The sequence below is a fragment of the Parasphingopyxis algicola genome (assembly GCF_013378075.1).
GTDB lineage: Bacteria > Pseudomonadota > Alphaproteobacteria > Sphingomonadales > Sphingomonadaceae > Parasphingopyxis > Parasphingopyxis algicola.
In genome coordinates this window covers 268,109-288,361 of the sequence record NZ_CP051131.1, presented here as the reverse complement: position 1 = coordinate 288,361, position 20,253 = coordinate 268,109, and the positions used below count along the sequence as shown (strand labels likewise).

The 20,253-nt window shown below is 64.2% G+C and carries 23 protein-coding genes and 1 tRNA gene; 17 read left to right on the top strand and 7 right to left on the bottom strand.

Translation table 11 applies throughout. The features are described from left to right. Nucleotides 1-105: 105 nt before the first annotated feature. Nucleotides 106-1,773: a 2-isopropylmalate synthase gene (leuA, locus tag HFP57_RS01555; RefSeq protein WP_176871092.1), complete on the top strand. Its 1,668-nt coding sequence runs from the start codon at nucleotides 106-108 to the stop codon at nucleotides 1,771-1,773. 97 nt (nucleotides 1,774-1,870) lie between these two features. Here the strand turns inward: leuA and HFP57_RS01550 are convergent, their stop codons facing one another. The 3 genes from HFP57_RS01550 to mutL are packed head-to-tail and all read right to left on the bottom strand — an operon-like array spanning nucleotide 1,871 to nucleotide 4,906. After that, a complete protein-coding gene (locus tag HFP57_RS01550) occupies nucleotides 1,871-2,410 on the bottom strand; it encodes an MOSC domain-containing protein (protein WP_176868118.1) in 540 nt (179 codons plus the stop codon). After that, nucleotides 2,403-3,068, bottom strand: a complete 666-nt coding sequence (locus HFP57_RS01545) for a RipA family octameric membrane protein (protein WP_176868117.1) — start codon at nucleotides 3,066-3,068, stop codon at nucleotides 2,403-2,405. Before HFP57_RS01545 ends, HFP57_RS01550 begins: the two co-directional genes overlap by 8 nt. A 26-nt stretch (nucleotides 3,069-3,094) precedes the next feature. Next, nucleotides 3,095-4,906, bottom strand: coding sequence for a DNA mismatch repair endonuclease MutL (mutL, locus tag HFP57_RS01540; RefSeq protein WP_176868116.1), 1,812 nt, complete (start codon nucleotides 4,904-4,906; stop codon nucleotides 3,095-3,097). A 163-nt stretch (nucleotides 4,907-5,069) separates the two neighbouring features. Between mutL and HFP57_RS01535 the strand changes: the two genes are divergently transcribed. From HFP57_RS01535 to HFP57_RS18230, 11 genes are all read left to right on the top strand, one after another. Next, nucleotides 5,070-6,110, top strand: a complete 1,041-nt coding sequence (locus tag HFP57_RS01535; protein ID WP_176868115.1) for a rod shape-determining protein — start codon at nucleotides 5,070-5,072, stop codon at nucleotides 6,108-6,110. Between the two features lie 31 nt (nucleotides 6,111-6,141). After that, nucleotides 6,142-7,062 carry a rod shape-determining protein MreC gene (gene mreC, locus HFP57_RS01530; RefSeq protein ID WP_176868114.1) on the top strand — a complete coding sequence of 307 codons (921 nt, stop codon included), beginning with the start codon at nucleotides 6,142-6,144 and terminating at the stop codon, nucleotides 7,060-7,062. Then, on the top strand, nucleotides 7,059-7,577 hold the full coding sequence (locus HFP57_RS01525) for a rod shape-determining protein MreD (protein ID WP_176868113.1): 519 nt from the start codon (nucleotides 7,059-7,061) through the stop codon (nucleotides 7,575-7,577). Before mreC ends, HFP57_RS01525 begins: the two co-directional genes overlap by 4 nt. Then, nucleotides 7,574-9,559: a penicillin-binding protein 2 gene (gene mrdA, locus HFP57_RS01520; protein WP_425500720.1), complete on the top strand. Its 1,986-nt coding sequence runs from the start codon at nucleotides 7,574-7,576 to the stop codon at nucleotides 9,557-9,559. The genes HFP57_RS01525 and mrdA overlap by 4 nt, the downstream gene beginning before the upstream one ends. Then, nucleotides 9,556-10,671, top strand: a complete 1,116-nt coding sequence (rodA, locus tag HFP57_RS01515; RefSeq protein WP_176868112.1) for a rod shape-determining protein RodA — start codon at nucleotides 9,556-9,558, stop codon at nucleotides 10,669-10,671. Before mrdA ends, rodA begins: the two co-directional genes overlap by 4 nt. An 83-nt stretch (nucleotides 10,672-10,754) precedes the next feature. Beyond that, a tRNA-Lys gene (locus HFP57_RS01510) sits at nucleotides 10,755-10,830 on the top strand. A gap of 84 nt (nucleotides 10,831-10,914) precedes the next feature. After that, nucleotides 10,915-11,094 carry a nucleotidyltransferase domain-containing protein gene (locus HFP57_RS18235; RefSeq protein WP_176868111.1) on the top strand — a complete coding sequence of 60 codons (180 nt, stop codon included), beginning with the start codon at nucleotides 10,915-10,917 and terminating at the stop codon, nucleotides 11,092-11,094. 634 nt (nucleotides 11,095-11,728) lie between these two features. Next, a complete protein-coding gene (locus tag HFP57_RS01500) occupies nucleotides 11,729-12,976 on the top strand; it encodes an MFS transporter (RefSeq protein WP_176868110.1) in 1,248 nt (415 codons plus the stop codon). 228 nt (nucleotides 12,977-13,204) lie between these two features. Continuing rightward, nucleotides 13,205-13,699 (top strand): hypothetical protein, encoded by a 495-nt coding sequence (locus HFP57_RS01495; RefSeq protein WP_176868109.1) that lies wholly within the window; start codon nucleotides 13,205-13,207, stop codon nucleotides 13,697-13,699. Nucleotides 13,700-13,708: 9 nt separating this feature from the next. Then, nucleotides 13,709-14,131 carry an ion channel gene (locus HFP57_RS01490; RefSeq protein WP_176868108.1) on the top strand — a complete coding sequence of 141 codons (423 nt, stop codon included), beginning with the start codon at nucleotides 13,709-13,711 and terminating at the stop codon, nucleotides 14,129-14,131. Between the two features lie 59 nt (nucleotides 14,132-14,190). Then, complete coding sequence (locus HFP57_RS18230) at nucleotides 14,191-14,988, top strand: Flp family type IVb pilin (protein ID WP_425500719.1); 798 nt, start codon at nucleotides 14,191-14,193, stop codon at nucleotides 14,986-14,988. Between the two features lie 16 nt (nucleotides 14,989-15,004). Here HFP57_RS18230 and HFP57_RS01480 read toward each other — a convergent pair whose 3' ends face one another. Then, nucleotides 15,005-15,778 (bottom strand): sulfite exporter TauE/SafE family protein, encoded by a 774-nt coding sequence (locus HFP57_RS01480; RefSeq protein ID WP_176868106.1) that lies wholly within the window; start codon nucleotides 15,776-15,778, stop codon nucleotides 15,005-15,007. Between the two features lie 105 nt (nucleotides 15,779-15,883). Between HFP57_RS01480 and HFP57_RS01475 the strand changes: the two genes are divergently transcribed. The 3 genes from HFP57_RS01475 to HFP57_RS01465 all read left to right on the top strand — a co-directional run bounded on the left by HFP57_RS01475 (nucleotide 15,884) and on the right by HFP57_RS01465 (nucleotide 17,585). Next, the gene (locus HFP57_RS01475) at nucleotides 15,884-16,069 is read left to right on the top strand and encodes a DUF3008 family protein (protein ID WP_176868105.1); all 186 of its coding nucleotides are present in this window, start codon (nucleotides 15,884-15,886) and stop codon (nucleotides 16,067-16,069) included. A gap of 27 nt (nucleotides 16,070-16,096) precedes the next feature. Continuing rightward, nucleotides 16,097-16,549 (top strand): cupin domain-containing protein, encoded by a 453-nt coding sequence (locus HFP57_RS01470; protein WP_176868104.1) that lies wholly within the window; start codon nucleotides 16,097-16,099, stop codon nucleotides 16,547-16,549. 64 nt (nucleotides 16,550-16,613) lie between these two features. Next, nucleotides 16,614-17,585, top strand: coding sequence for an NAD(P)H-dependent flavin oxidoreductase (locus HFP57_RS01465; RefSeq protein ID WP_176868103.1), 972 nt, complete (start codon nucleotides 16,614-16,616; stop codon nucleotides 17,583-17,585). A 235-nt stretch (nucleotides 17,586-17,820) separates the two neighbouring features. On the opposite strand, the gene HFP57_RS01460 is transcribed toward HFP57_RS01465, so the two are convergent. Next, nucleotides 17,821-18,288, bottom strand: coding sequence for a DUF1465 family protein (locus tag HFP57_RS01460; protein ID WP_176868102.1), 468 nt, complete (start codon nucleotides 18,286-18,288; stop codon nucleotides 17,821-17,823). Between the two features lie 238 nt (nucleotides 18,289-18,526). Between HFP57_RS01460 and HFP57_RS01455 the strand changes: the two genes are divergently transcribed. Beyond that, complete coding sequence (locus HFP57_RS01455; RefSeq protein WP_176868101.1) at nucleotides 18,527-19,003, top strand: Hsp20 family protein; 477 nt, start codon at nucleotides 18,527-18,529, stop codon at nucleotides 19,001-19,003. 88 nt (nucleotides 19,004-19,091) lie between these two features. Here HFP57_RS01455 and HFP57_RS01450 read toward each other — a convergent pair whose 3' ends face one another. Next, nucleotides 19,092-19,289, bottom strand: a complete 198-nt coding sequence (locus HFP57_RS01450) for a YdcH family protein (protein WP_176871090.1) — start codon at nucleotides 19,287-19,289, stop codon at nucleotides 19,092-19,094. 128 nt (nucleotides 19,290-19,417) lie between these two features. Here HFP57_RS01450 and HFP57_RS01445 point away from each other — a divergent pair, with 128 nt between their 5' ends. Beyond that, nucleotides 19,418-19,573 carry a DUF465 domain-containing protein gene (locus HFP57_RS01445; protein WP_176868100.1) on the top strand — a complete coding sequence of 52 codons (156 nt, stop codon included), beginning with the start codon at nucleotides 19,418-19,420 and terminating at the stop codon, nucleotides 19,571-19,573. Nucleotides 19,574-19,603: 30 nt separating this feature from the next. Here HFP57_RS01445 and dksA read toward each other — a convergent pair whose 3' ends face one another. Continuing rightward, nucleotides 19,604-19,969 (bottom strand): RNA polymerase-binding protein DksA, encoded by a 366-nt coding sequence (gene dksA / locus HFP57_RS01440; RefSeq protein ID WP_246263694.1) that lies wholly within the window; start codon nucleotides 19,967-19,969, stop codon nucleotides 19,604-19,606. Nucleotides 19,970-20,253: the final 284 nt, after the last annotated feature.

The following is a 20,253-nucleotide window of genomic DNA, read 5'->3' as shown; positions in this document are numbered from 1 at the left end:
ACACGCCCTTAGGCGTGCCTTTCGTGCTGCAGTCAGCACACACGGCCTAAGGGCTCCTTTCTAAAACCCGCAAAAACCGAAGAAAAACAGGCCAGTCTCATGCCCATGTTGAGCGATCCGTCGCAAAAGTACCGACCCTTTCCGCAAATCGATCTGCCCGACCGCCAATGGCCGTCGCAGACGATCACCGCCCCGCCGCGCTGGCTCTCGACCGATCTGCGCGACGGCAATCAGGCGCTGATCGACCCGATGGATGCGGAGAAGAAGCGGCGGTTCTTCGACCTGCTCGTCAAGATCGGGCTCAAGGAGATCGAGGTCGGCTTCCCGGCATCCGGCGCCACCGATTTCGATTTCATCCGCGGCCTGGTCGATAGCGACGCGATTCCCGGCGACGTCGTCATCCAGGGCCTGACCCAGTCCCGCCGCGACCTGATCGAGACGACCTTCGCGAGCATGGCCGGCGCGAAACAGGCGATCGTCCATCTCTACAACGCGATCTCGCCCGCCTGGCGCAAGATCGTCTTCCAGATGGACGAGGACGGCGTGATCGATATCGCCAAACAGGGCGCCGATATCCTGATCGAACAGGCGGCCAAATATCCGGAGACCGACTGGCATTTCGAATATTCGCCCGAGACCTTCTCCACCGCCGAAATCGATCTGAGCATCCGCATTTGCGACGCGGTGATCGCGATTGTCGATCCGACGCCCGAAAAGCCGCTGATCCTCAACCTGCCCGCGACGGTCGAGGCGGCGACGCCCAATATCTATGCCGACCAGATCGAATATTTCGGCCGGCATATCTCGCGCCGCGACAGCATCGTCATCTCGCTCCACACGCACAACGATCGAGGTACCGGAACTGCGGCGACCGAGCTTGGATTGCTCGCCGGCGCGGACCGGGTCGAAGGCTGCCTGTTCGGCAATGGCGAGCGCACGGGCAATGTCGATCTCGTGACACTAGGCCTCAACATGTACACGCAGGGCGTGCATCCCGGCCTCGATTTTTCCGATATCGAGGAGATCAAGAACACCGTGGAGTATTGCAACCAGATCCCGGTTCATCCGCGCCATCCCTATGGTGGCGAACTCGTTTTCACCGCTTTTTCAGGGTCGCATCAGGACGCGATCAAAAAGGGTTTCGCGGCACAGGAAACGCGCAATGACGAGCAATGGGAAGTCCCCTATCTGCCGCTCGATCCCAACGATATCGGCACGTCCTACGAAGCCGTCATCCGCGTGAATTCGCAATCCGGCAAGGGCGGCGTCGCCTGGGTTTTGCAGCAGGATCAGGGACTGAAACTGCCCAAGCGGCTGCAGGCGCATTTCAGTCTTGTCGTGCAGGAACTGGCGGACGCCACCAGCCGCGAACTCGATGCCGACGATATCTGGCACGCCTTCCAGAAACGCTATGGTCTTGCCGGCGAGCAGCGGTTCGAACTGGTGGATTACGAAGAAAGCCGCGCCGGGGCGGACCGCATCTTCACCGGCACCATCGTCCATAGGGGCGAGGAACGCTCGGTGTCCGGGCGCGGCAACGGCCTGATCTCGTCGGTCCTCGCGGCACTGCGCGACGAATGGGACATCCGGCTCGATGTCGTGAATTATAATGAACACGCCATCGGCCATGGTTCGGACGCCCAGGCCGCCGCCTATCTCGAATGCACCGATGGCGACGGCAACACCGCGTTCGGCGTCGGCATCAGCCGCGATGTCGCAACCGCGAGCGTCAGGGCGGTGCTGAGTGCGGCGAACGGCGTCGGCAGCCGATAAACCAACGTCATTCCGGACTTGTTCCGGAATCCAGGGCGGCAGGCGGTATCGCTTTTGGCTCTGGATTCCGGAACAAGTCCGGAATGACGGATGTGCGTTAAACAGGCGCCAGCGCTCGCTGTTCGCCCTCCGGCAGATGCACCATAATCGCGTCGCCAGCCCGCACCTCGCCACCTTCCAGCACCAGCGCCATCACCCCGGCCTTGCGGATCAAATTTCCGTCCGCATCCTTGCCCAGCACCGCATTCATCAGGCCCGGCGCGTGCCCGTTCAGCTGCTTGCACGGATTGCGCAGCCCCGTGATCTGGAGGCGCGCCTTATTCCCAATCACCAGTTCCGTACCTTCGGGCAGCGCGAGCAAATTCACGCCGCGCGTCGTAATATTCTCGCCCATATCGCCGGGCGCGACCCGAAATCCCCTCACCGCCAATTCGTCGAACAGTTCGGCATGGATCAAATGCACCTGGCGCAGATTTGGTTGATCCGGATTTTGCATCACCCGCGACCGATGCTGGACCGTGACTCCAAAATGCACATCGCCCTCGACGCCATGAGCGGCGACAAGGCGGATTGTCTCTGCATTGGGCTTGGCGATGCCGTGCAAGGCTTTGCGGCTGACGGCGATGATTTCAATCATTTTTGGGGTTATAGATTAGATCAGTAACTTCAGTCCTACGGCGTGAAAATTCTAAGTCCTGATCTGCGTTATGTTTTGCGCGCACCTTCCATGGCCCGTTAACGAATATCATCCATATTGTAGCTGCGAGCAAAACGCCCGCAACAAACCATGGCGCAAAGCTCTCGGCTCCACGGCCCCAGTCTATCGCACTGGCTGAGCGATAAACGAATACGCACCAAATGGCCGTTACCGTCAGCGACAAGCTGACATTGATTTGCGTCACCGAGAAAGCGTAGGGACCGGTAAGATTAATAAGCCGAAACTCAGTCGGCTTTCGGACGGTTTTATATAGCGGACCGACTATATCGTCCTCAAGAATATCGACGTGAGCCTCCCAATTGCGCTGCCAATAACTTCCCGCTCTATTCGCGCAGTACCACGCTAGGGAAAAGATAAAGCCCAGACAGGCGACCGTAAATGTTTCCAGAACTTCTCTGTTCGAGGATGCGGACAGGAAATACCCGGCAAAAATCGCAGCGATGATGGTCCAAAAATAGCTAGCCCGCCTCCAGTAGAGATCAATTTCAAAATCCCGGAGACCCCATGCTTTTTCAAGAGCCTTCCTGCGTTTCTCGGGGTCGCCATATTCTTCTTCTAGATATTGATCTCTGTCCATCTTGCTCTCTTACATATCTGGTTTCATCACTTCCGCCCAAACAGCTTCTCGATATCGCCATGGCCCAGCTTCACCCAGGTCGGACGGCCGTGATTGCACTGGCCCGAATGCGGCGTGACCTCCATTTCGCGGAGCAGTGCGTTCATCTCGGCGACGTTGAGGACCCGTCCCGCCCGCACCGAGCCGTGGCACGCCATGGTCGCGGCGACATGGTCGAGCTTTTCCTTGAGGCTCAGATGCTGGTCATAGGCGGCGATCTCGTCGGCAAGGTCGGTGATCAGCCCTTTGACGTGGCCCGCGCCGAGCATGGCGGGCGTCGCGCGGACCAGCATGGCCTTGGGGCCGAACCGTTCGAGTTCGAGGCCAAGTTCGGTCAGCTCGCCGATCCGTTCCTCCAGCGCGTCGCAAGCGCTTTCGTCAAGTTCCACCACTTCGGGAACGAGCAGGCCCTGGCTCGCGACGCCGCCCTCGGCCATCGCCCGGTTCATCCGTTCGAGCACCAGCCGTTCGTGCGCGGCATGCTGGTCGACGATCACAAGCCCGTCTTCCGCTTCGGCGACGATATAGGTTTCGGCCACTTGCCCGCGCGCGATACCGAGCGGGTGGTCCGCAGCGTCCGGTACCGGTGCCTCTGCCGCTTCCGCTCGGCCTTCGGGCGCCGGCTGATAATCGGGCGCCTGATCCCAGACGCTGGCCTGGTCCGAACCCGGCGGCGGCGTGAAAAAGGCGGCGCGCTGTTGGTTATTCTGTTGATAGCTCTGTGGATAAGCTGTGGGCGCCGCTCCGGGCTGCGCGCCGACAGGCTCCGTTTGCCAATTGCCGAGCGCCCCTGCCGAAGGCCGCTGAACGCTGCGAAATCCGGCCTCGTCGAGCGCATGGCGAAGCCCGCCGACGATCAGGCCGCGGATATTGCCGGGCTCGCGAAACCGCACTTCGGTCTTCGCGGGATGGACGTTCACATCGACCTCGCCGGGCGGGACCGTGAGAAACAAGGCAAGCACCGGATGCCGGTCCCGCGCCAACAGATCCTGATAGGCGCCGCGCACCGCGCCTATGAGCAGCCGGTCCTTTACCGGGCGGCCGTTGACGAAGAGATATTGGTGATCGGCGACCCCGCGATTGAAGGTCGGCAGGCTCGCCACGCCTTCGAGCTTCGCCGTGCCGCGCTCATAATCGACCGCGACGCTGTTTTCGGTCAGCTGCCGGTCGGTCAGCGCGGCGACCCGTTCCGCGCGCGTCTCGCCGGGCTGGACGGAAATGTTGCGCCGCCCGTCATGCTCGAGCGTGAAGCCGATATCGGGCCGCGCCATCGCCAGCCGCCGGATCGCGTCCGCCGCGGCCGCATATTCGGACCGCGGCGTGCGCAAAAATTTGCGCCGTGCGGGTACCTTGGCGAAGAGCGAGTCGACGACCACGCGCGTCCCGGGCGGCAGCGCCGCGGGGCCCTCCTCCACCAGCTCGCCATTGTCGACGATCCGCGACCAACCCTCTTCCCCGCGCACCCGGCTCTCCACGATGAGGCGCGCGACGCTGGCGATGGAGGGCAGCGCTTCGCCGCGAAAACCGAGCGTTTCGACGCCTTCGATATCGTCGTCCGGAAGCTTGGATGTGGCATGCCGCTCGAGCGCCAGCGCCATTTCCCCGGCGCTCATTCCGCAGCCATCGTCGATCACCTCGACGCGGTCGATACCGCCCGAGGCGAGTCGCACGGCGATCCGCGTGGCCCCCGCATCCACGGCATTTTCTACCAATTCCTTAAGCGCGCTCGCCGGCCGTTCGACGACTTCGCCCGCGGCGATGCGGTTGACGAGATGTTCGGGAAGGCGGCGAATTGGCATAGAAAGTCTTTACCGCATGTCCCGCGACCGCACGAGCGGTTGATCCACAACGATTCGCGCAAATTGTTAGTGCAAAAGCGCCGTTTGGCGCTATGGGGGTGTCAAGGCCTGTCAAGCGCTGATTCCCGAAGCCTTAAACCCTTTGCACGAGACTATTCCAACCATGTGGTTCCAACGTTTTTTCAAGATCATGTCCCACGACATGGCGATCGATCTGGGTACGGCCAACACGGTCGTCTATGTCCGCGGCCGCGGCGTCGTCCTCAATGAACCGTCGGTGGTCGCCATCGAAACCGAAAACGGCATCCAGCGTGTGCGCGCCGTCGGCGAGGACGCGAAGGTGATGATGGGCAAGACGCCCGACGCGATCGAGGCGATCCGGCCATTGAGGGATGGCGTGATCGCAGACATCGATGTCGCGGAACAGATGATCAAGCATTTCATCCAGAAGGTGCACGGGGCACGCCGCTTCCCGCGCTGGCCGCAGATCGTCATCTGCGTGCCGTCCGGTTCGACCAAGGTGGAACGCCGCGCGATCCGCGATGCCGCGTCCAATGCCGGGGCGAGCCAGGTGTTCCTGATCGAGGAACCGATGGCCGCCGCGATCGGCGCCGACATGCCCGTGACCGAACCGATCGGATCGATGGTCGTCGATATCGGCGGCGGCACGACGGAAGTCGCCGTGCTCTCGCTGCGCGGCCTGGCCTACACCACCTCGGTCCGCACCGGCGGCGACAAGATGGACGAGGCGATCTCCTCCTATGTCCGCCGCAACCATAACCTGCTGATCGGCGAAGCAACGGCCGAGCGGATCAAGAAGGAAGTCGGCGTCGCGCTGATGCCCGCCGACGGCAAGGGCCAGACGATCCATATCAAGGGCCGCGACCTGGTGAACGGCGTGCCGAAGGAAATCTCGATCAACCAGGGCCAGCTTGCCGAAGCGCTCTCGGAACCGGTCGGCACGATCGTCGAGGGCGTGCGCATCGCCCTCGAAAACACGCAGCCGGAACTCGCGGCCGATATCGTCGACCAGGGCATCGTGCTCACCGGCGGCGGCGCGCTGCTCGAAGGCATCGACGAGGTGTTGCGGCGCGAAACCGGCCTGCCGGTGACCATCGCCGAAGATCCGCTGACCTGCGTCGCGCTCGGCACGGGCCGCGCGCTCGAAGAGGAGATCTTCCGCGGCGTGCTGAGCACGGGATAGTCCGGCCATATAAGCCAAGGGAGAAGGCCAGATGGCCTCAAACGGATCGAAGCGCCCCGGATTTTCCCGCCGCGCGCGTTTCGGCCTGTTCGCCGGATATGTGGTGGCGATCACCGGCGCGCTTGTCGGCGCCGGCCTCGTGCTGATCGCGATCTTCGACCCGCAGGGCTTTTCGGCAATCCGCGGCGGCGTCAGCGATGTCACCGCGCCGATCTCCTCGACCGGGCGCGGCGCCGTGCAGAGCGGCGGGCGGATCGACGATTATGTCGGCAACTGGTGGAATGCGGGCCGGCAGAATGCCGAACTGCGGGCCGAGCTGGAGACCGCACGGCGGGAGCTGATCGAAGCCCGGGCGACCGAACAGGAAAACCGCCGGCTGCGCGAACTGCTGAATCTCATCGAAGGAGAAACCGAAACGCTGGCCACCGCCCGGCTCGTCAATTCGAGCCTCACCAGTGCGCGGCGCATGGCGACGCTGTTCGCCGGCCGCAACCAGGGCGTGATGTCCGGCCAGCCGGTGCGCGCCGCCGACGGCCTGGTCGGGCGCATCCTCGACAGCGGCCGCCACGCGTCGCGCGTGCTGCTGCTCACCGACCGCTCCAACATCGTACCCGTCCGGCTGACGCGGGACGGCACCCCGGCCTTCACGACGGGTCGCGGCGACGGCACCCTCGAGGTCCGTTCGCTCGAGGCCGGGCGCAATCCGTTCGAACAGGGCGACATCCTCGTGACGAGCGGAACCGGCGGCATCTATCCGCCGGGCGTTCCGGTCGCCGTGATCTCAGAAGTGTTCGGCGATTCCGCGCTCGCGACGCCGCTCGCCAACCCCGCCTCGCTCGATTTCGCGATCGTCCAGCCCGCCTATGAGCCGCCGGTCGAGGAAACCGAAACGCCCGAAGAAGACGAGACAGCCGGCACCGGCGCCGGGCCCGGCTTTTCGGAGACGCCATGAACCGGCGACTGCACGCAGCGGACGAAAATCTCGCGCTGATGCGCACGCGGCTCAGCCTGATCCCGTCGGCAAGCGTGATCGCGGGTTCGCTGATCTGCCTGGTGCCGCTGGTCGCCCAGGCGCCCCTGCTGCCGCCGTTCGCGCTCATGATCTTTCTCGCCTGGCGTTTTCTCCGCCCCGAAATCTGGCCGATCTGGGCCGGCCTTCCCTTCGGCCTGTTCGACGACCTTCTTTCGGGCAATCCGATCGGCGGCGGGATGCTGTTGTGGACGATCATCCTGCTTGCGCTGGACTTCGCGGAAAACCGGGCGATGTGGCGCGATTACTGGATCGACTGGCTGGCCGCGACAGGCGCGCTGATTTTCTATATCATGGGATCCATGGTGTTGAATGCGTTGACGGGCGGCGGCTGGCTCTTCTGGCCGCTCGTCCCCCAGATTGTCGCGACGATATTGCTGTTCCCGTTCATCCTGCGCCTGTGCGCGCGGCTGGACCAGCGTCGACTCACGCTGTGAAGCGGCGGCGCCCTTCCCTGTCGATCAACGACAATATGCGCAAGACCATGTACTCGCGCCGCGCGATGCTGCTCGGCGGCGCCCAGCTCGGCGTCGCCGGCCTGCTCGGCGCGCGCATGGCCTGGATATCGATTGCCGAGAATGAACGCTGGAACCTGCTCTCGGAAAGCAACCGCGTCCAGCTCAGCCTGATCCCGCCGCGGCGGGGCTGGATCGTCGACCGGGCGGGCCAGCCGATCGCGATGAATCGCTCCGATTTTCGCGTCGACCTGATCCCGGACCGGTTGCAGGAGCCGGACCGCGTCATCGGCGCGCTGACCGAATTGCTGGACCTGACCGAAGAGGATATCGCCCGCATCCGCGCCGATCTGGACGAAGCCGCCGGTTACCAGCCGGTGCAGGTCGCCGACGGGCTGGAATGGGAGAAATTCGCCGCAGTCAACGTTCGCCTTCCCGACCTTCCCGGCGTCGCGCCCCTGCAGGGCTTTTCGCGCTATTACCCCGCCGGCCCCGCCGTCGCGCATCTGGTCGGCTATGTCGGCGCGCCCAGCCGCGAGGAATATGAGGAAAGCCGCGATCCGATCCTGATGGTGCCGGGCTTCAAGGTCGGTAAGGACATGCTCGAAAAGACGATGGAAGAGCATCTGCGCGGCGAGCCCGGCGCGCGGCGCGCGGAGGTGACGGCGCGCGGCGAACTGGTCCGCGAGCTCGAGACCCGGCCGGATGTCAGCGGCGATGTGCTGCGGCTGACCATCGATGCGGGTCTGCAGGCCTATGCGGCGCGCCGGCTCGGCCCGGAATCGGGTTCGGTCGTCGTGATGGATACGCAGACCGGCGGCGTTCTCGCGATGACCTCGATGCCCGCCTACGACCCCAACAGTTTTTCCGACGGGATCAGCCATCTCGAATGGAACATGCTGTCCGAAGACGATCATGTTCCGCTCCGCAACAAGACGCTGCAGGGCCTCTATCCGCCGGGCTCCACGATCAAGCCGATGAACGCGCTCGCCCTGCTCGGCGAGAATATCGACCCGGAAGAGACCGTGACTTGCGCCGGGCGGACGCGGATCGCGGGCGGCAATTTCCACTGCTGGCGGCGCGGCGGCCACGGCTCGGTGAACATGAACCGCGCGATCGCCGAGAGCTGCGACATCTATTTCTACCAGATGGGCGTGCGCGTCGGCATGCAACCCTTCGCCGATACGGCGCGCAGCGTCGGCCTGGGCGAACGGTTCGAGGGCCTGCCGGTCCCGTATCAATATTTCGGCACGGTGCCCGACCCCGCCTGGAAGCAACAGCGCTTCGGCGAAGAATGGCAGACCTACGATACGGTCAACGCCACGATCGGCCAGGGCTATATGCTGACCAATCCGCTCCAGCTGGCGGTCATGGCGGCGCGGCTGGCCAGCGGCCGCAACATCACGCCATACCTGATTTCCGGCGAGACGCCGCGACGCGCCGGAGCGCTGAACTATACGGCCGAGCATCTCGCTATCGTGCGCCAGGGGATGAGCGACGTCGTCAACGGGCGGGGCACGGCCGGGCGCGCGCGATTGCCCGTCGAGGGGGTCGAACTGGCCGGCAAGACGGGCACCGCCCAGGTCCGCCGCATCACCATGGCCGAGCGGCGCAGCGGGGTCCGCTCCAATGCCAGCCTGCCCTGGGAGCTGCGGGACCATGGCCTGTTCGTCTGCTACGCGCCCACCGACAACCCCCGCTATGCGGCGGCCGTCGTGATCGAACATGGCGGCGGATCGGGCTCCGCCTACCCGGTCGCGCGCGACGTGCTCACCTATCTCTACGATCAGGAACGGGCGATCGAACTTCTCGAAAGCTATGAAGCCGGCTGGGGCGGCGACATCACGGAGCGCATGGCGCTGCAGGAGGCCGAGTATCGCGCCCGCCAGCGCGCGGCCGAGGCCGGAACACTGGCCGATCCGCTGGCCGAGCGCTCCGCGCGCAATCCGGAAACCGGCGAATGAGCGGGTTGCAGGATTCGCTGGTTCCCGAACCCCTGGCCCAGCTGCCCTGGCGGCTGATCCTGCTCGTCCTCGCCATATCGGGTTTCGGTCTGGCGGTGCTCTATTCGGCCGCCGGCGGCCAGCTGCAGCCCTGGGCGCTGAACCAGGCCATCCGTTTCATGGTCTTCTTCGCCATGGCGATCATGCTGTCGCGCTTTCGCGAGGAGCATTGGAAATTCTTCGCCTTCCCGCTCTACGGGGCGACCTTGCTCGCGCTGCTCGGGGTCGAGATTATCGGGCAGGTCGGCGGCGGCAGCCAGCGGTGGCTCAATCTCGGTTTCATGACGATCCAGCCGTCGGAGATCATGAAACCCGTGCTGATCCTGGCGCTCGCCAAATATTACGACACGCTGCCCTCGGGCGAACTGCGCCGGGCGGTGGCGATCTGGCCGGCGCTGCTGCTGATCGGATTGCCCGCCGCGCTGGTCGTCATCCAGCCCGATCTGGGAACGACGGTCGTTCTGGTCGCCGCGGGCGTCACCGTGATGTTCCTCGCCGGCCTGCCCCTCCGGCTGTTCGTCGGCGGCGCCGTGGCGGTGGCGGCGGCGATCCCCCTCGCCTTCCAGTTCCTGCTCGAGGACTATCAGCGCAACCGCGTGCTGACCTTCCTCAATCCGGAAAACGACCCGCTCGGCACCGGCTATCACATCACCCAATCGAAGATCGCGATCGGATCGGGCGGCCTGTTCGGCAAGGGTTTCCTCAACGGTACGCAAAGCCATCTCGCCTATCTGCCCGAGGGGCATACGGATTTCGTCTTCGCGACGATGGCGGAAGAGTTCGGCCTGCTCGGCGGGCTGCTGCTCATCCTCGGTTTCGCGTTGCTGATCCGCTGGGGCATCCGCGTCGGACAGCGCGCCCAATCGACCTTCGCCAAGTTGACGGCGGCGGGCCTCTCCACGACCATCTTCCTCTATTTCGCGATCAACCTGATGATGGTGATGGGCCTCGCCCCGGTCGTCGGCATCCCGCTGCCGCTCGTTTCCTATGGCGGATCGGCGATGCTGACCGTGCTGATCTGCATCGGCATCCTGATGTCGATCGACCGCGAAAACCGGATGCGGCGCCGCTAGGATCAGAACCTGCCCGCAGAGCTTGCGGAACCGCGGGCACCATGCTAACCGCCCCGCCTTCCCGACAGATATACCAGGGGAATGGACGCATAGCTCAGTTGGCAGAGCAGCTGACTCTTAATCAGCGGGTCCCAGGTTCGAGCCCTGGTGCGTCCACCATTTTTTTAAGCACTTAGCCTATACCATTTAGTTTCTTCGTCTCTCGTTTGTTTCTACAAATCGAGCGAGGAGGCGTGGTTTTCTATGGGTTTGAATGAGGAAGATCGGGCCAAAATAATGGCCTGGGCAGCAACGCATCCAGAGATAAGCCAAGTCTATCTCTACGGCAGTCGCGCGCGTGGAGACCACCGGCCCGATAGCGACATAGACTTAGCGATCGTGATGAAACCGCAAGCAAGTGACGAATCCAGCTACGCGACGTGAATGTTCTGGAAGGATGAATTTGATGCGAGCCCTGACTTGTTTTTGTCGGCAGAGGCTCATCTGGAGTGGTATGAGGAAGACGCGGGTTTGGAGCGCGTCGGCCCAGGCGTCCAAGAAAATGGGATCAAGCTCTACTCAATGTGAGTTCAGATGAACTGGAAAAAAAGGGACTGTAGATTACCGTGACACTCACAGTAACTCCGAAGTAGCACTCGATCCCATCCTATTTCCTGTCCTACACGCGCCCACTCATGATATCCTGACGCCAGCGGCCCGGCCGCCGGCTCTTTGACATCCGCCTGCGCGCATGCGGGCCCCGCTTATCCCCTTCGCCCGGACACGGGGCACGCATCGTTCGCAGGGCGCGCTGTGTGTAAACTATGTAAACTTTGGGCTACGCTGAAGACAGGCTTTGGGCCAGGATCGCGCGCATTGCCCCGGCCCGTGTCAACCGATGTCAACCGCGTCGCGGGTCGCGCGGCTTGCCCCCAAAGGTTTTTGACAATGATCGCCGGCGCATGACATGGCCGGTTGTTGGCGGCCCGTTTTCCGGCGCTGCGCCATTTGCACCGGACCGGTGAACCATTTGGCGCGTCGGCCCGACCTAGGGGAACGGCAAAGGGGGCGAAGGGTCATGGATTCACACAGAGACGGTGCTCGCGCCAGCCTCGCCCTGATCGGGTTCATCGTCTTCATCGACATGGCGGGGATCGGGCTGATCCTGCCGGTGATGCCCGATCTGGTGATCGGACTGACCGGGGTCACGCTCGATCGCGCGGCGGAGATCGGCGGCTGGCTGTTCTTTTCCTATGCCATCATGCAGTTCCTGTGCGCGCCGATCATCGGCGGGCTGTCGGACCGCTATGGCCGGCGGCCGGTATTGCTGTTCACCCTGGCCGCGCTGGGGCTCGATTATGCGCTGATGGCCTGGGCGCCGACCCTCGCCTGGCTGTTCGTCGGCCGCGTGATCTCGGGCGTCATGGGCGCGACCTGGGCCGCCGCGAACAGCTGCGTCGCCGATACGGTCCGGACCGAAGATCGCGGCCGCGTTTTCGGCGTGCTCGGCGCGGCCGGGGCCGCCGGCTTCGTGCTCGGCCCGGCGATCGGCGGCCTGCTCGGCGGGTTCGGCGTGCGATTGCCGTTCATCGTCGCGAGCGTACTCGCGCTGTCCGGCGCCGCGATCGGCTGGTTCGTGCTGAAGGAAACGCTGCCGCCCGAGAAACGGCGGCGCTTCACGCTGACGCGCGCGAACCCGCTCGGCAGTATCCTGCAGCTTTCCAAGACGCCGCTCGTCCTCGGCTGCCTGATCGCGATCTTCCTCATGCAGCTCGCATCCCAGGCAAGCGTGACCGTCTGGGCCTATTACGGCATCGAGAAATTCGCCTGGAGCACCCTCACGATCGGACTCACGGTTACGCTCTACGGGACGTTGCTCGCCTTGTCGCAGGGCGTGGCGACGGGCCTGTCGATCAGGCGGTTCGGCGCCGTGCCGACTGCCGCCATCGCCCTGCTGTTCGCGATCCCCAGCTATCTGATCCTCGCCTTTGCGGCCTCGACGACGCACATGATTATCGGCATCTTTGTCGGCGCCGTCGCCGGCATGACCTTTCCGGCGATGCAGCAATTGATGACGGCCCGTATCGGAGAGAACGCGCAAGGCGAACTCCAGGGCGCGATCGCCAGCACGATCAGCCTGACCAGCGTGCTGGGTCCGCCGCTGATGACCGGAATTTTCGGCGCCTATGCCGACGATACCGGTCTCTATTTCCCCGGCGCGCCGTTTATCGTCGCCGCGGTGCTGACCGGAGCCGCGGCGATCATGCTGATACTCACGCTGAAACGATATGCCATCGCGGGGTCGGGGCAACCGCTGCGCCCATAGATCGGGATCGGGCCAGACCGAGGCAATCCGAGTTGTATGCCATGTCCCGTCGGCTGCTCGTCGGCAAGGAATCCGGACGCCGCCGGACTTGTCTCCGAATGCGCCACCGGCAATCTCAGACAGATTGCTGACGATCGGCGCAGGATCGGCTATTGATAGGGCTTTTGCGGGGTTTGCATCATGAAACTTGCGTCGATTTCCAGAATCTTGGTGGCGGCGGCGCTGCCCATGGCGATTTCCCACGCGGCCCATGCCCAGGACGATGACGGCGCATCGGCGGAGGAGATCGGCGAAGCGGTCGGCGAGGTCGCGCTGACTCCCTTGAGCGATCTGAACCTGCGCGCCGAACGGGTGCCAGAAGTGCTTCTGGAGCTCGATTCGCCCTATCAGCCGATCGCCCGGCGCCGGTGTTCGGCGATCGGGACCGAAGTTGCAGCGCTCGATGCAGCGCTCGGGCCCGATGCCGATGCACCCCCGACCGGCGAAGACGACACGCTGGAACGCGTGCAGAGCGGCGCCTCTTCGATCGTCGGCGGCCTCATTCCCTTTCGCAGCCTGGTGCGCGAGCTTTCGGGAGCGGAGGACCGCGAACGCCGGCTGCTGGAGCTGCATATCCGCGGCGTCGCCCGGCGCGCCTATCTCAAGGGCGTCGCCTCGGCGCTGGGGTGCCGCCCGCCTGCGGCTCCCCGGCCATATGTCGCGCCGCAATCCGACGACGAATAGCGCGCGGCGATGCTTGCCCAGATTGTCGTCGGCTCGGTCCTGATCGCGCTGACCGTTATCGTCGAAGCGGCTTTCATCGGCATCGCGATCGCCGCGCTGCGCCGGTTTGGTGCAAAGATTGTTACCGGCCGCCGGATCGTCAAACTCATCGCCTTCATCACCGGCATGACGCTGTGGATGGTCGCGGCGCTGACGATCGCGGTCTGGCTCTGGGCGGCCGCCTTCCTGCTGCTCGGCCTGTTCCCGACGCTCGAGGAGGCCGTCTATTTCTCGGCGGTCTCCTTCACGACGCTCGGGTTCGGCGATGTGTTGCTCGACAAGCCCTGGCGCCTGCTGTCCGGCTTCATCGCCGCCAACGGGCTGATCCTGTTCAGCCTCACAACGGCCTTCCTGATCGAAGCGGTGCGCGGGGTTCATCGGGATTACGGTTGACAAACGCCTAATTTCCGGCGGCTATCGGCCGAAAACGGTCGTTCGTCCGTTAACAATTTATGGACGATCCTCATGGTATCCCGTCCCTGAACCGTGGGATGGGGACTATGAACGCAAAGAAGCTCGCCGAGCTGTCCGCCGACACGCGCGGCACGTCGGTAATCGAATATGGCATGATCGCCGCGCTGGTCGCGGTGGGCATCGTCGCGGGGGTCGCGAACAGCGGCCGCTCGGTCAACAACAGCATGACGGATGTCAGCGGCTGTCTCGATGGCAGTTCGGCGATATGCGCGAGCGAAGGCGGTTCGTCCGGTGGAAGTTCTTCCGGCGGCGGCGGATCATCGGGCGGCGGTGGATCGACCGGTGGCGGATCGACCGGCGGCGGGTCTTCGTCAGGCGGCAATGATGGACGGGATACATCGAGCGGCGGCTCGTCACGTCCGCCATCCGGCAGGGCCGGCAACGGATCGTCGAGCGGCGGCAGTTCGGGAGGCGGCGGTAACGGGTCGTCAAGCGGCGGCAGTGCTGGCGGTTCGAGTTCCGGCGGCAGTTCGGGTGGTTCCGGCGGCGGATCTGGCGGCAGTTCGGGCGGTTCCGGCGGCGGATCCGGCGGCGGATCCGGCGGCAGCAGCTCCGGTGGCGGTGCTGCCGCCGGCGGGAGCAGCGGAAACAATGCGAGTTCGGGCGGTCCGGGAACGGGCGGCTGCGGTAACGCCAGTTCGGGCGGGAACAATGCCAGCTCCGGTGGCTGCGGCAATGCGAGTTCGGGCGGCAATAACGCAAGTTCCGGAGGCCGCAGCAGCTCCGGCGGTCGCGGAGGAGGCCGTGGATGGGGCCGTGGGTGGCGCCGCTGGTAAGACGCGCGCTCGGCGCCTAGCCGACCAATCCCAACCAGCGCCACAGCAACCGCGCGGCGACATAGAGGATCAACACGGCCGTCAGCCGCTTGACGAGCAGAGGCGGTATGCGCGTGCTGCCGAGGCGCGAGCCGATCTGGCCGCCGATCAGGACTGCGGGAAAGAGCAGCCAATAATCACGTAGCAGGTCCGCCGCGCTCGCCACGCCATAATCGGCCTCGAGCTTCATCAGCTGCCCGGCCAGGCCGGCCAGCGAATTGACCAGGATGAAGACGCTCGCCGTACCGGCGATCTCGCGCGGCCCGCCCCAGCGCAGCAGATAGAGGATTGGCGCGAGGAATATCCCGCCACCGATGCCGACCATGCCCGACAGGAAGCCGATACCGCCGCCCACCGCATAGCTGAGCGGTCGTGCGACATGACGCGCCTCGCCTTCGTCCGCCGCCCCTTTTCGCTCGAACGCCAGCTGCAGACCGGCGACCAGAAGCGAACCGCCGAGCGCTCCGATGAACAGCGTCTCGGATATCGCGAGCCGGCCGCCGAGCCAGGCGGCGGGCACGGACAGCATTATCCAGGGCAGTATCCGGGCAAGGCTGACATGGCCGGCCTGCCAGAAGCGCCAGCTGCCGCCAGCCACGACGATGATGTTGCAGACCAGCGCGATCGCCGGCAGGATGCGGAAATCGGTACCATTGAGGACGAGCAGCGCGTTATAGGTCGAACCGCCGCCGAAACCCACCGAGGCGTAGAGCAAGGCGGTCAGCGCGAACAGGGCGGCCAGCTGTAACATGCTGCGCTCCCCTAAGCCGTTTCCCGGCATGAGGGAACAGCGGGGAACCCGTCCCCGTACCCGTCCATTGAAAAGGCGAGGCACCGACCAGGAAGGAAATGTTTGATGAAAGCCAAATCCAAAGCCCAACAAAAGGCGGCCGGCGCAGCCCTGTCGGCGAAACGGCGTGAAACTCCCGAGAGCGACCTTCGAGGCGCGTCGAAAGAGATGTACGAGTCGATGAGCGAGGAGGAACTCGAGGAAATGGCCAGCGCGAGCCGCGACGACAAACCGGATCATGTCGGCGACTAGGCCGAGGCCATAAGGGAGAATTCGGCCATGCGCCTTTTGCTCATATCGTTACCGATCGGCTTGTGCGCGGCGGCGGCCCCGTCGGCAGCGCACGACAGTCATCATGCCGGACACGCGCCGGTCAAGCACACGCAAAACGATGATGCGGAAGTACCGCCACCCGGATCGAACCAGCGGCTGCGCGCGCCGATCACGATTGCGGAGGGGCTCGAAGTCATCATCTCCGACGTCGTCATCCCGGCCGGGGCCGCCGTCCCGCGCCACTACCATCCGGGCGAGGAGTTCCTCTACGTTCTCGAAGGTTCGGCGGTGCACGTTCAAGAGGGCCAAGCGGATATCACGCTGTCGGCGGGCGACTCCTATGTCATTCCGCCGCGGGCCATCCATTCGCCGCGCGGCGGCCCCGACGGCGCCCGGGCCGTGGTGTTCCGCGTCCATGTCGACGGCCAGCCCGAGCGGATCCTGGTGCCAGAGGAATAGGACGCTGCCCGCCCTATCCAAATTACCCGCTGGACAGCGAAACAGGTTTCGCTAGGAAACCGAAATGACCTTGCCCAGCCCTCTCTTCGATCCGCTGCGCCTGCCGCTCGTGGGCGCGCCCCTCTTCATCATTTCGGGTCCGGAACTCGTCATTGCGCAATGCAAGGCGGGGATCGTCGGTGCCTTCCCGGCGCTCAATGCCCGGCCGCAGACGATGCTCGACGAGTGGCTGCACCAGATCACCGAGGAGCTGGCCGCGCACAATCGCGACAATCCCGATCGCCCGGCCGCGCCCTTCGCGGTCAACCAGATCGTCCACAAGTCGAACAACCGCCTCGAAGAGGATCTCGCGACCTGCGAGAAATGGCAGGTGCCGATCACGATCACCTCGCTGGGCGCGCGCGTCGAGCTCAACGAGGCCGTCCACAACTGGGGCGGGATCACTCTGCACGACATCATCAACGATCGCTTCGCGCGCAAGGCCGTCGAAAAAGGGGCGGACGGGATCATCGCGGTGGCAGCGGGCGCCGGCGGCCATGCGGGCACGATCTCGCCCTTCGCGCTGGTCGCCGAAATCCGCGAATGGTTCGACGGGCCGCTATTGCTCTCCGGCTCGATGGCGACGGGCGGCTCAATCCTCGGCGCGCAGGCGATGGGCGCCGATCTCGCCTATATCGGATCGGCCTTTATCGCGACCGAAGAGGCCAATGCGGTCGAGGGATACAAGCAGGGCGTGGTCGAGGGCCGGGCGGCCGATATCGTCTATTCCGACCTCTTTACGGGCGTGAAAGGCAATTATCTGCGCCAGTCGATCGAGAATGCGGGGCTCGATCCCGACGATCTTCCCCAAGGCGACTACAAAACGATGGATTTCGGCTCGGGCGGCAACCAGGAAAAGAAGGCCTGGAAGGATATCTGGGGTGCGGGCCAGGGCGTCGGCGCCGTCGAAAAGGTCGAGAGCATCGCCGACCGGGTCGACCGGCTCGAAGCCGAATATCGCGCGGCGAAAGAGAGCTTGCTCGCGCGGTTGTACTGATTTGCCGGACTCAACCTAGCGGTTGAGCGCCGCAACGTGATTTGTGTGTCAGACCTTCGCTAACGCTCAGGCGCCGCACCGGCCCGCTCCCCCTCCCGGCCTCCCATTCAGTATACCCTCGGGGAGGCCGGGAGGGGGAGCGGGCGGAGATGGCAGAGGCTCCGGCGACGCGAAACGTCGCTGGATGCCATCGGAGGGCGGTGCGGCGAACTTCCGTCAGGAAGTTTCTGACGAACTAGAAAGCCCGTTCCAGCCTGCCGAGCAGGCCGCGCGCCGGGCTCGCCTTGGGTTCTTCCGGCGGGGCAAGCAGCTCCTGCTCGAGGCGCCGGACGCGCTTGTAAAGCTCCTCGCTCGCCACGATCAGGCGCTGGGCACCTTCCGGCAGCGTGTCGACCACATCGGGGTCACTGCGGCCGGTGAGCCCGAGACGGCGATCGGGGTGGCGCGCCTGCTCCGCATCGATCTCGCCATTGGCTTCGCCTCGCCAAGTCAGGAGCCAGGCGATGACGTGCATGAGGCGCGTCGTCACCTTCAGCGACTCGACCGCATAACCGACGCGTTGCGCCGGCCGCAGGCCGTCGCGCGCCTCGACGCCATGATCTTCGAAATAGGCGCGGGCCTCGTCCGCCAGCACCATGGCCTCGACATATAGCGAGTCCACGAGCTTGCGCGTAAGCTGGGTTTGGGCGACTCCATCCGGCATAGGCGGGCGTCTTGCCACAGGCCGGCCATTCGCTCCAAGCCCAAATAGGGTGAGCGGTGCTGGTTAACCGCCAAATGTCCCGATACGGGGCGTTGGTCACCCCCTTGAAAAACGCCGACGAAATACCATCTGAACGGTGTCGAGGCCGTCGCCATTTTCGGGACGGACGAGACAGGCCGCGCGGGCGATCCGCGGGCCGAAAACACTCTTAAATCGCTTATCGAAAGGATTTTTGACCATGCGCAGTTTTGATTTCACCCCCCTCCTCCGTTCCTCGGTCGGTTTCGAGAATCTGAACCGTCTCGTCGATGCGGCGACCCGCGGCGAAGGCAATGCCTATCCGCCGTACAATATCGAAAAGCTGGGCGACGACGCCTATCGCATTTCGATGGCGGTGGCCGGTTTCGCCGAAGACGAGCTCGATGTGACGGTGCATGAAAATGTGCTCATCATCACTGGCCGTGTCGCCGAACGCGAAGACGATGCCTCGCGGGAATTCCTGCATCGCGGCATCGGTACGCGCGCCTTCGAGCGCCGCTTCGAACTGGCCGACACCATCAAGGTGACCGGCGCGGATTATGCGAACGGCCTGCTCAATGTCGAGCTGGCCCGCGAGATCCCCGAAGAGAAGAAGCCGCGCAAGATCGAGATCGGCGGCGACAATGCCCCGAAGACGATCGATGCGCATAACGACGAGGATCGCGAAGCCGCGTAAACGGCCGGAGGTCTGAAGAATGGGGTCGGCCCGGATATCCGGGCCGACCCTTTTTTGCATGCTGCAAACGGGAACGTCTGACGCGCGGTCAGGCGATGATGTCGGGGAGCAGGCGGTCCTCGATTTCGGCGATTTCGTCCTTCAGGCGCAGCTTGCGCTTCTTCAGGCGCGCGAGCTGGAGCTGGTCCTTCGCCGGCGCTTCGAGCAGCGCGTCGATCGCGCCGTCCAGGTCGCGATGCTCCGATTTCAGCGCCGCCAGCTTCACTCTCAGGATCGCATCTTCCATGGCCGAAGGCGATGTCATCAACGCCTCGCAGTTGCAAGGCCACGGCCCGCCGCCCTGCCATGAAATTTGGGGCAGACAAGAGGAGGCAAAATGGGTTAGCCTCGTTATCCCAAGCTGAGGAGAGAGTGATGGATAATGCTCATGAGTCCGCCCTTGAAGCCAAGCATGCCGGCCTCGACGCGAAGATCAACGCGGAAATGCAGCGCCCCTCACCCGATCAGATAAAACTCGCCGAACTCAAGAAACAGAAGCTGAAGATCAAAGAAAAACTCGTTACCCATTAACGGGTTCGCGGCGTTCCGCCGGATCGCATTCTATTCGTCCCGGGTGAGCCGCTCGTTGCGCTCGTGCCGCTCCTGTGCCTCCACCGTCATCGTCGCGATCGGCCGCGCATCGAGCCGTGCCAGCGAGATCGGCTCACCAGTGACCACGCAGTAACCGAATTCGCCATTATCGAGTCGCCCCAGCGCCGCGTCGATCTTCGCGACCAGTTTGCGCTGCCGGTCGCGGCGGCGCAGTTCGATCGACCAGTCCGTTTCGCTCGACGCGCGATCGGTGGCGTCGGGCTCGCGGATCGGCCCCTCGCGCAGCTGCTCCCGCGTCCCGTCCACATCGCGCACGATGCTCGCTTTCCAGTCGATAAGCTTCTGGCGGAAATAGGCCTGGTGCGCCTCACCCATAAACGGCGCGTCATGATCCAGTACAATATCGCTTTCGGGAGGTTGGCTCAGATCGCCGCTGTTCTGCTTGGCCTTACGGGCGCCGCTTTTTTTGGATGATTGCGCGGCTGTTGCCATGTGCCATTCCTTCACTGCCGAACCGGCATGATAAATTTGCGACGCAGAAACGCGTTCGAATCAAAGGATGATCCGGCGTCCGGCCATGGCGCGGGCCTATACTCATCCGCTTGGGTTCGCACAAGCGACGAATCGCCGAATTGTCGCTGCGGACCCGTTATCGGCCA

Coding starts and splice junctions, on each gene's coding strand:
- mutL (WP_176868116.1), bottom strand. CDS start 4,906: ATGCCAATTCGCCGCCTTCCCGAACATCTCGTCAACCGCATCGCCGCG.
- HFP57_RS18235 (WP_176868111.1), top strand. CDS start 10,915: ATGGGTTTGAATGAGGAAGATCGGGCCAAAATAATGGCCTGGGCAGCA.
- HFP57_RS01480 (WP_176868106.1), bottom strand. CDS start 15,778: ATGTTACAGCTGGCCGCCCTGTTCGCGCTGACCGCCTTGCTCTACGCC.
- HFP57_RS01525 (WP_176868113.1), top strand. CDS start 7,059: ATGAACCGGCGACTGCACGCAGCGGACGAAAATCTCGCGCTGATGCGC.
- leuA (WP_176871092.1), top strand. CDS start 106: ATGTTGAGCGATCCGTCGCAAAAGTACCGACCCTTTCCGCAAATCGAT.
- HFP57_RS01470 (WP_176868104.1), top strand. CDS start 16,097: ATGCGCCTTTTGCTCATATCGTTACCGATCGGCTTGTGCGCGGCGGCG.
- HFP57_RS01495 (WP_176868109.1), top strand. CDS start 13,205: ATGGCGATTTCCCACGCGGCCCATGCCCAGGACGATGACGGCGCATCG.
- HFP57_RS18230 (WP_425500719.1), top strand. CDS start 14,191: ATGGACGATCCTCATGGTATCCCGTCCCTGAACCGTGGGATGGGGACT.
- HFP57_RS01545 (WP_176868117.1), bottom strand. CDS start 3,068: ATGGACAGAGATCAATATCTAGAAGAAGAATATGGCGACCCCGAGAAA.
- dksA (WP_246263694.1), bottom strand. CDS start 19,969: ATGGGTGAGGCGCACCAGGCCTATTTCCGCCAGAAGCTTATCGACTGG.
- HFP57_RS01450 (WP_176871090.1), bottom strand. CDS start 19,289: ATGGAAGATGCGATCCTGAGAGTGAAGCTGGCGGCGCTGAAATCGGAG.
- HFP57_RS01475 (WP_176868105.1), top strand. CDS start 15,884: ATGAAAGCCAAATCCAAAGCCCAACAAAAGGCGGCCGGCGCAGCCCTG.
- HFP57_RS01500 (WP_176868110.1), top strand. CDS start 11,729: ATGGATTCACACAGAGACGGTGCTCGCGCCAGCCTCGCCCTGATCGGG.
- HFP57_RS01535 (WP_176868115.1), top strand. CDS start 5,070: ATGTGGTTCCAACGTTTTTTCAAGATCATGTCCCACGACATGGCGATC.
- HFP57_RS01445 (WP_176868100.1), top strand. CDS start 19,418: ATGGATAATGCTCATGAGTCCGCCCTTGAAGCCAAGCATGCCGGCCTC.
- HFP57_RS01550 (WP_176868118.1), bottom strand. CDS start 2,410: ATGATTGAAATCATCGCCGTCAGCCGCAAAGCCTTGCACGGCATCGCC.
- mreC (WP_176868114.1), top strand. CDS start 6,142: ATGGCCTCAAACGGATCGAAGCGCCCCGGATTTTCCCGCCGCGCGCGT.
- HFP57_RS01465 (WP_176868103.1), top strand. CDS start 16,614: ATGACCTTGCCCAGCCCTCTCTTCGATCCGCTGCGCCTGCCGCTCGTG.
- HFP57_RS01455 (WP_176868101.1), top strand. CDS start 18,527: ATGCGCAGTTTTGATTTCACCCCCCTCCTCCGTTCCTCGGTCGGTTTC.
- HFP57_RS01460 (WP_176868102.1), bottom strand. CDS start 18,288: ATGCCGGATGGAGTCGCCCAAACCCAGCTTACGCGCAAGCTCGTGGAC.
- rodA (WP_176868112.1), top strand. CDS start 9,556: ATGAGCGGGTTGCAGGATTCGCTGGTTCCCGAACCCCTGGCCCAGCTG.
- HFP57_RS01490 (WP_176868108.1), top strand. CDS start 13,709: ATGCTTGCCCAGATTGTCGTCGGCTCGGTCCTGATCGCGCTGACCGTT.